Here is a 5883-nt window from a genome sequence, read left to right on the forward strand (position 1 = left end):
GGGCATGCAGTCGTGGCAAGCCCTCCGATGCCATATCGGCTCTTGAAGCTGGCTGAGGGTCATGGGTAATCAGGAAACCCATTGGCCCCGTGTCACAGCCACCGGGCATAGTGGCCCCATCGACCCCCATGGAGCCACCATCATGCTACAAATTCGCGATCATATGCAGCCATTGACCCACTCACTGCACCCCGGCCTCGGTCTGGCCGAGGCGCTGGACAGACTCCATCGGGCAAACCTGGGGGGCCTGCCGGTACTGGATGACCATCAGCACCTCGTCGGATTTCTCTCCGAGCAGGATTGCATTCCCGCCCTGCTCACGGGCAGCTATCACTGCGACACCCGTACTCTGGTCGAAGATCTGATGAGCCGGACCCCGCTGTTCGTCTCTCCTGATGACAACATCGTGGATCTCGCCCGCCAGATGGCCGGGGCCAGACCCAAGGTCTATCCGGTAATGGAGGGAGGCAAGGTGACGGGCATCATCAGCCGTCGTCAGGTGATGCAGGCCCTCAACACCCAGATGAAACAGTGTCAGGCAACCTGAGGCAGGCCACCTCGCACACGTTTCATGCCGACTACCCTCCCGCCCACAGCCGGCGAGTGGCTGGTCCATCCCGCCCGACTCTGCCACGGGGCGGCCTGTCGAGGCAGCCCGCCCCCCTCCCACCGGCACCGTTCGTTTGTCCCCTCCCCATTTCAGGGTTTGCCATCCGTGGTCGTCTCTAGTTAGATAGGTATCGGTCACAGTCCCTGCCGGATGCGACCCCGTCCCCAATGCTCAGGAGATGTAACGTGCGACGCTTGCTCGTATTCTGCTTTCTGCTGCCCTGCTGGCTGTCAGCTAGGGAGTTGGTCATTGGTGGCATCCAGGAGCCCCCTCTCAAGTGGCTGGATGCACAGGGACACCCTCGCGGGCTGGATGTGGATCTCGTCACCGCCATCTTCGGCACGCTCCATACCCCCATCAGGATTGAGCTCATCGATTCGGGAGCCAGGCTCACCCGCAATGCCGAAAGCGGCTTCTATGATCTGCTGCTGGCCCACTCCTACAAACCGGAGCGGGAGGCCTATCTGCTCTACCCCAAACAGGCCCATATGCTCCATAGCTGGCACTTCTTCATACGCAAGGAGTCCGCAGGCCTGATCCACTATGACCATCTGACGGATCTCAAACCCTGGCGTATCGGTGTCACCCGGGATTTCTCCTATACCCCCGAGCTCGCGGCAGCCATGACAGACCCGAGCTATCACTTCCAGGAGATCCCCATCAACCAGCTGCAACTGCGAAAACTCATTGCCGGTCGTATCGACGTGGTGCCCATGTCCCTGGTCACCGCCTTCACCCAGATAAGAGAGGAGGGACTGGAAGGCAAGCTCGACTACCTGCCAAAACCGCTCAAGACCAGCCCCTACTTCAATGCCTGGACCCGTTCCCGGGCCGATGCCGACACCCCGGCCCTGATGGCCGCCTATGATGCCGAATTGCTGCACATGAAGCGGGACGGCCGGCTCAAGGCCCTCTACGACAAATACGGCATCCCCTATATCGAACCCTGACCCACCAGTCAGGGTGTCATCTCCCACAGGGTCGAATTCTGCAGCGCGGACAGGGTCTATCACGGGAGAGGGGTCTCTACGCCCCCCTCAGACCACCCGACTCAAGGCTTCACATCCCGCAGGATCGGGTTTTGCAGCGAAATCAGCGTCTCGGTGGACTGGATCTCGTCGATGGTCTGGATCTTGTGGATCAGTACCGTCTGCAACTCGTCGATGGAACGGGTCATCACCTTCATGAAGATGCTGTAGTGGCCCGTGGTGTAGTAGGCCTCCACCACCTCGTCCAGCGCCTGCAGTTTGGCCAGGGCCGACGGGTAATCCTTGGCGCTCTTGAGGTTGATCCCGATGAAGCAGCAGACGTCGTAGCCCAGCTTCTTGGGGTTCACCTGCACCCGCGTTCCCTCGATGATGCCCGCCTGCTTCATCTTCTCTACCCGCACGTGGATGGTGCCCGGGCTCACCAGCAGTTGTTTAGCCAGCTCGGCGTAAGGCAGGCGCGCATTCTCCATCAGGGCGGAGAGGATGGCCTGATCGAGATTATCGATCCGATAATTTTCTGACACTTTTTTGCGCTCTTTTTAATGATTCATCATTAATTGATGGCTTATTTTGAAGAAAAAAACACACAAAGCCTATTTCAATTATCGAATATTGAATTTAGTTGGCATTCTGTTGAAGAATCACCGCATTCAACGGATTCACGACAGGTAATTCAGCATGAAACAGCACTACATCCGCAGCCAACAGCAGATCAGCTTCGTCAAAGAGATGTTCTCCCGCCAACTCGCACTGCAACTCGGCCTGATGGAGGTACAAGCCCCCATTCTGAGCCGGGTCGGTGACGGCACCCAGGACAACCTCTCCGGCTGCGAGCATGCAGTGCAGGTCAAGGTGAAAACCCTGCCGGAGCACAGCTATGAAGTGGTCCACTCCCTGGCCAAGTGGAAGCGCCAGACTCTGGGTCGCTTCGGTTTCGGCCCGGGTGAAGGCATCTACACCCACATGAAGGCACTGCGTCCGGACGAGGATCGTCTCAGCCCCATTCACTCCGTCTACGTCGACCAGTGGGACTGGGAGAAGGTAATGCCGGGCGAGCGCCGGGATCTGGCCTATCTGCAGGAGACGGTGCGCGGCATCTGGGCCGCCATCAAGGCCACCGAGCGCGCGGTCTGTGCCGAGCATGAGCTGACCCCCTTCCTGCCGGCGGATATCCAGTTCCTGCACAGTGAAGAGCTGCTGACCCGCTACCCGGACCTCGATGCCAAGGGACGCGAGCGCGCCATCGCCAAAGAGCTGGGAGCGGTCTTCCTCATCGGTATCGGTGGCGCCCTCTCCCACGGCGAACGCCACGACGTCCGTGCCCCGGACTACGACGACTGGAGCAGCGAGAGCGAGCTGGGGCTGGCGGGTCTGAACGGTGACATCCTGGTGTGGAACCCGGTGCTGGAAGACAGCTTCGAGATCTCCTCCATGGGGATCCGGGTGGACGCAGAGGCCCTGCGCCGCCAGCTCGCCATCACCGGCGACGAGGATCGCCTGCAATATGACTGGCATCAGGATCTGCTGGCAGCACGCATGCCGCAAACCATCGGCGGCGGCATCGGCCAATCCCGTCTGGCCATGCTGCTGCTGCAAAAAGAGCACATAGGTCAGGTCCAGGTCGGCGTCTGGCCATCTGAAATGAAAGCTGCCATCCCAGGCATGCTGTAACGAATTGATTTGATTGCATCTGTCCTCCTATCGCGGCAACACGGCGCGGGACAGACGCGATAGCGAAGCTGGTCAGCCGGGGTGGAGAGCGTATCCCGACTGACTGTAAGGCGGGCATGGTCGCTGACTGTGCCTGCCGACCCTGGGGCTTGCCCCTGCGATCAGCTCAACCCACGTCAGATCGCATCGAATACATTCCTCCCGGCAATCTTCGGATTGCCGTTTTTTTATCTCCCACCTGCAACCGTCACGCTCAGCGGCCGATGGGCTGATATCCCTGCCATTGCGGCCTGAAGGGGCTCCCTTCGGAGTCGGGCACAAGGTGCACGTACAGACCGCTCACCGTCTCCAGCAGCAGGCAGTCGTCCACCTCTTTCAGGTTGTCCTTGTGCTGGTGCCTGACCCCCTTTAGCAAGGATGCGAGCCCCCTGGCTTTTGCTTCCTTTGCATCCTTTGCCACAAAGAAATCGAAGGCATGCAGATCCGCGAGGGAGTCTGGGTGATAGCCACCCATGTTCACAAAGTAGAGGCGGGGAGCCTCTTTCTCAGGAGGCGTCTCCCGCAGATGCACCGAATAGCCATCCGCCCAGAGCAGCCTGGCGTAACCGTCGATATGCACCTTGTCGGGATCGCCGAACCAGGCCTCCCGCAGTACAGGCCAGGCCTCCTCGGGGGTCTGAGCCGCCACAAACTGGATGTCGTGGACCTCGATATTGGATTGGCCGGCGTTGCCGCCCAGATAGAACACGAATAGAAACATGCCTGACTCCCTTGTCTCACCCCTGGTCACGCCAGCATCAGGGTGACTTTCACCCCATTGTACAGAACCCCGAACAGTGAAACTGCGAGCAAAAACAAAGATGAAATCAACGCGATATGCTTGCTGTGCCGGGCCGGCATCCAACGCTTCACCAGCAGGACATAGAGACTCAGCACCAGCAGATCGAAGAAGATCCATACCATGGAGAGGGTCAGAATGCTGGTGCCAAAGTGCGGTGTCACCGCGATGAACTGCGGGAAGAAGGCAACGAAGAAGAGAATGTCCTTGGGATTGGCCACGCCGGTCATGAAGCCCTGCGTAAAGCCACCACCTGCAAGGACAGGCGCACCGGACCCGGTATCCTGGCTCACCCCTGCCATCAAGCCGCCCACGGCCGCATAACCGATGTAGAGTGACCCCGCCCCGCCCAGCAGATAGAGCCACAAGGGTGGCAGAGAGATCACGCCGGCCAGGATCAGGGTCGCCATCAGGATCAGCACCAGGGAGGCCCCGTTGGTGCCGAGCAGGGTCATCCAGGCCTGGCGATAACCATGACGAACCGCCGTGCCGGTGACGAGCGCCACGACAGGCCCCGGAGTCAACAACAGGAGCACGACCGACACGGTGTAGGCCCCCAGCAACATCATGTTCATTCCGTCTTTCCTCCTTCGTTGATACAGCCATGTCCGCCTTTAGCCAGGGCAGGCATGATGAGTCATGCTCAACCAGCCCCGGGGTTGGCTGCATTATTCAAAAGGACTCGTCCCTTGAAAAACGGATAAAACTCCCATTGAATGTGAGTAAAGCTCACATTGATATCGAACGATGACCCTTCCTCCTCTCTACGCGCTGCGTGCGTTTGAAGCCGCGGCCCGGCTCGGCTCCTTCAGCAAGGCGGCAGCCTCCCTGCACGTGACGCCGGGCGCCGTCAGTCGCCATGTCCAGACCCTGGAGGCCTGGTTCGAGTGCGAACTCTTTCACCGCCATGGCCCCAGGGTCGAGGTGACGGAAGCCGGCCGCGCCCTGGCGGAGCAGTTGACGGAGGGGTTCCAGAGCCTGACGATGGCGTGTCAGGCCTTTCGCCGCAACGGCCAGGAGCTGCGACTCAAGGCGCCCTCGACCCTGACCATGCGCTGGCTGCTGGATGTGCTCGGCACGTTCCGTGAACATCACCCCACTCCCAGGATCCTTGCCTCCAGCGTCTGGATGGACATAGACGGCGTCGATTTTCACCGCGAGCCCTATGACTGCGCCATCTTGCTGGGGAACGGCCATTTCGGGAATGACACCGAGTGTCACCTGCTGTTCGAAGAGTGGCTGATCCCCCTCTGTGCCCCGGCCCTGGTGGAAACCGCCCGCACGGATTTGGCGGCGTGCGAACTGATCCACCCCTCGCCGGATCGCCGTGACTGGCGGCGGTGGCTCAAGGGAACCTGCGCCAGGCCAGGGCTCAATCTGGCCAGTGGCAAGGTGTTCGACACCCTGGAGCAGGGCAACATGGCCGCCATCAGCGGCCACGGCGTCTCGGTCGGGGATCTGCTGCTGAGCCAGGAGGCCATCGCAAACGGGCTGCTTGCACTGCCCTTTCACCAAGCCGTCGCCACCACGGATGGATACTACCTGGTGTGGCCCAGACACAGCGCCCGGCGCAAGCATATCGACAGCCTGCGCCGCTGGCTGACCGACGCCGTGCCACACAACAGGCTGGCGCACATTGAATGGGTCGGGTGACATGCCGCAACAGGGCACAGGATCCCCCCTGACGAATTGCAAACGCCCATAAAAAAAGGTTCTTCGCGGGATCTTGGGGAAGTGGAAGTTGACAGACAGGGTGCTGGTAAACTGGCTGTCTC

General features: G+C 60.3%; 7 protein-coding genes. 4 read left to right on the forward strand and 3 right to left on the reverse strand.

Annotated features, from left to right (window positions below; genetic code table 11):
• Positions 1 to 142 precede the first annotated feature (142 nt).
• Entirely contained in the window at positions 143 to 547 is a 405-nt protein-coding gene (locus tag OKB81_RS19140) for a CBS domain-containing protein (RefSeq protein WP_029314862.1), read from the forward strand.
• Between the two features lie 230 nt (positions 548 to 777).
• The gene (locus OKB81_RS19145) at positions 778 to 1560 is read left to right on the forward strand and encodes a substrate-binding periplasmic protein (protein ID WP_202395283.1); all 783 of its coding nucleotides are present in this window, start codon (positions 778 to 780) and stop codon (positions 1558 to 1560) included.
• Positions 1561 to 1661: 101 nt separating this feature from the next.
• On the opposite strand, the gene asnC is transcribed toward OKB81_RS19145, so the two are convergent.
• Positions 1662 to 2123: a transcriptional regulator AsnC gene (gene asnC, locus OKB81_RS19150; protein WP_041214272.1), complete on the reverse strand. Its 462-nt coding sequence runs from the start codon at positions 2121 to 2123 to the stop codon at positions 1662 to 1664.
• 154 nt (positions 2124 to 2277) lie between these two features.
• On the opposite strand from asnC, the gene asnA reads away from it, so the two are divergent.
• On the forward strand, positions 2278 to 3270 hold the full coding sequence (gene asnA, locus OKB81_RS19155; protein ID WP_010675987.1) for an aspartate--ammonia ligase: 993 nt from the start codon (positions 2278 to 2280) through the stop codon (positions 3268 to 3270).
• A 253-nt stretch (positions 3271 to 3523) separates the two neighbouring features.
• Here asnA and OKB81_RS19160 read toward each other — a convergent pair whose 3' ends face one another.
• Positions 3524 to 4030 (reverse strand): DUF1543 domain-containing protein, encoded by a 507-nt coding sequence (locus tag OKB81_RS19160; protein WP_160839410.1) that lies wholly within the window; start codon positions 4028 to 4030, stop codon positions 3524 to 3526.
• Positions 4031 to 4056: 26 nt separating this feature from the next.
• A complete protein-coding gene (locus OKB81_RS19165; RefSeq protein ID WP_160839412.1) occupies positions 4057 to 4683 on the reverse strand; it encodes a LysE family translocator in 627 nt (208 codons plus the stop codon).
• Positions 4684 to 4855: 172 nt separating this feature from the next.
• Between OKB81_RS19165 and OKB81_RS19170 the strand changes: the two genes are divergently transcribed.
• A complete protein-coding gene (locus OKB81_RS19170; RefSeq protein WP_160839414.1) occupies positions 4856 to 5761 on the forward strand; it encodes a LysR substrate-binding domain-containing protein in 906 nt (301 codons plus the stop codon).
• The last annotated feature ends 122 nt before the right edge of the window (positions 5762 to 5883 follow it).

Origin of the sequence: Aeromonas sp. QDB56, assembly GCF_027705505.1 — a bacterium.
Classification (GTDB): Bacteria; Pseudomonadota; Gammaproteobacteria; order Enterobacterales; family Aeromonadaceae; genus Aeromonas; species Aeromonas caviae.

What these genes read in the sequence shown, in the direction of transcription:
- OKB81_RS19145 (WP_202395283.1), top strand. Translation starts at nt 778, where the DNA reads ATGCTCAGGAGATGTAACGTGCGACGCTTGCTCGTATTCTGCTTTCTG.
- OKB81_RS19170 (WP_160839414.1), top strand. Translation starts at nt 4,856, where the DNA reads ATGACCCTTCCTCCTCTCTACGCGCTGCGTGCGTTTGAAGCCGCGGCC.
- asnA (WP_010675987.1), top strand. Translation starts at nt 2,278, where the DNA reads ATGAAACAGCACTACATCCGCAGCCAACAGCAGATCAGCTTCGTCAAA.
- OKB81_RS19140 (WP_029314862.1), top strand. Translation starts at nt 143, where the DNA reads ATGCTACAAATTCGCGATCATATGCAGCCATTGACCCACTCACTGCAC.
- OKB81_RS19160 (WP_160839410.1), bottom strand. Translation starts at nt 4,030, where the DNA reads ATGTTTCTATTCGTGTTCTATCTGGGCGGCAACGCCGGCCAATCCAAT.
- OKB81_RS19165 (WP_160839412.1), bottom strand. Translation starts at nt 4,683, where the DNA reads ATGAACATGATGTTGCTGGGGGCCTACACCGTGTCGGTCGTGCTCCTG.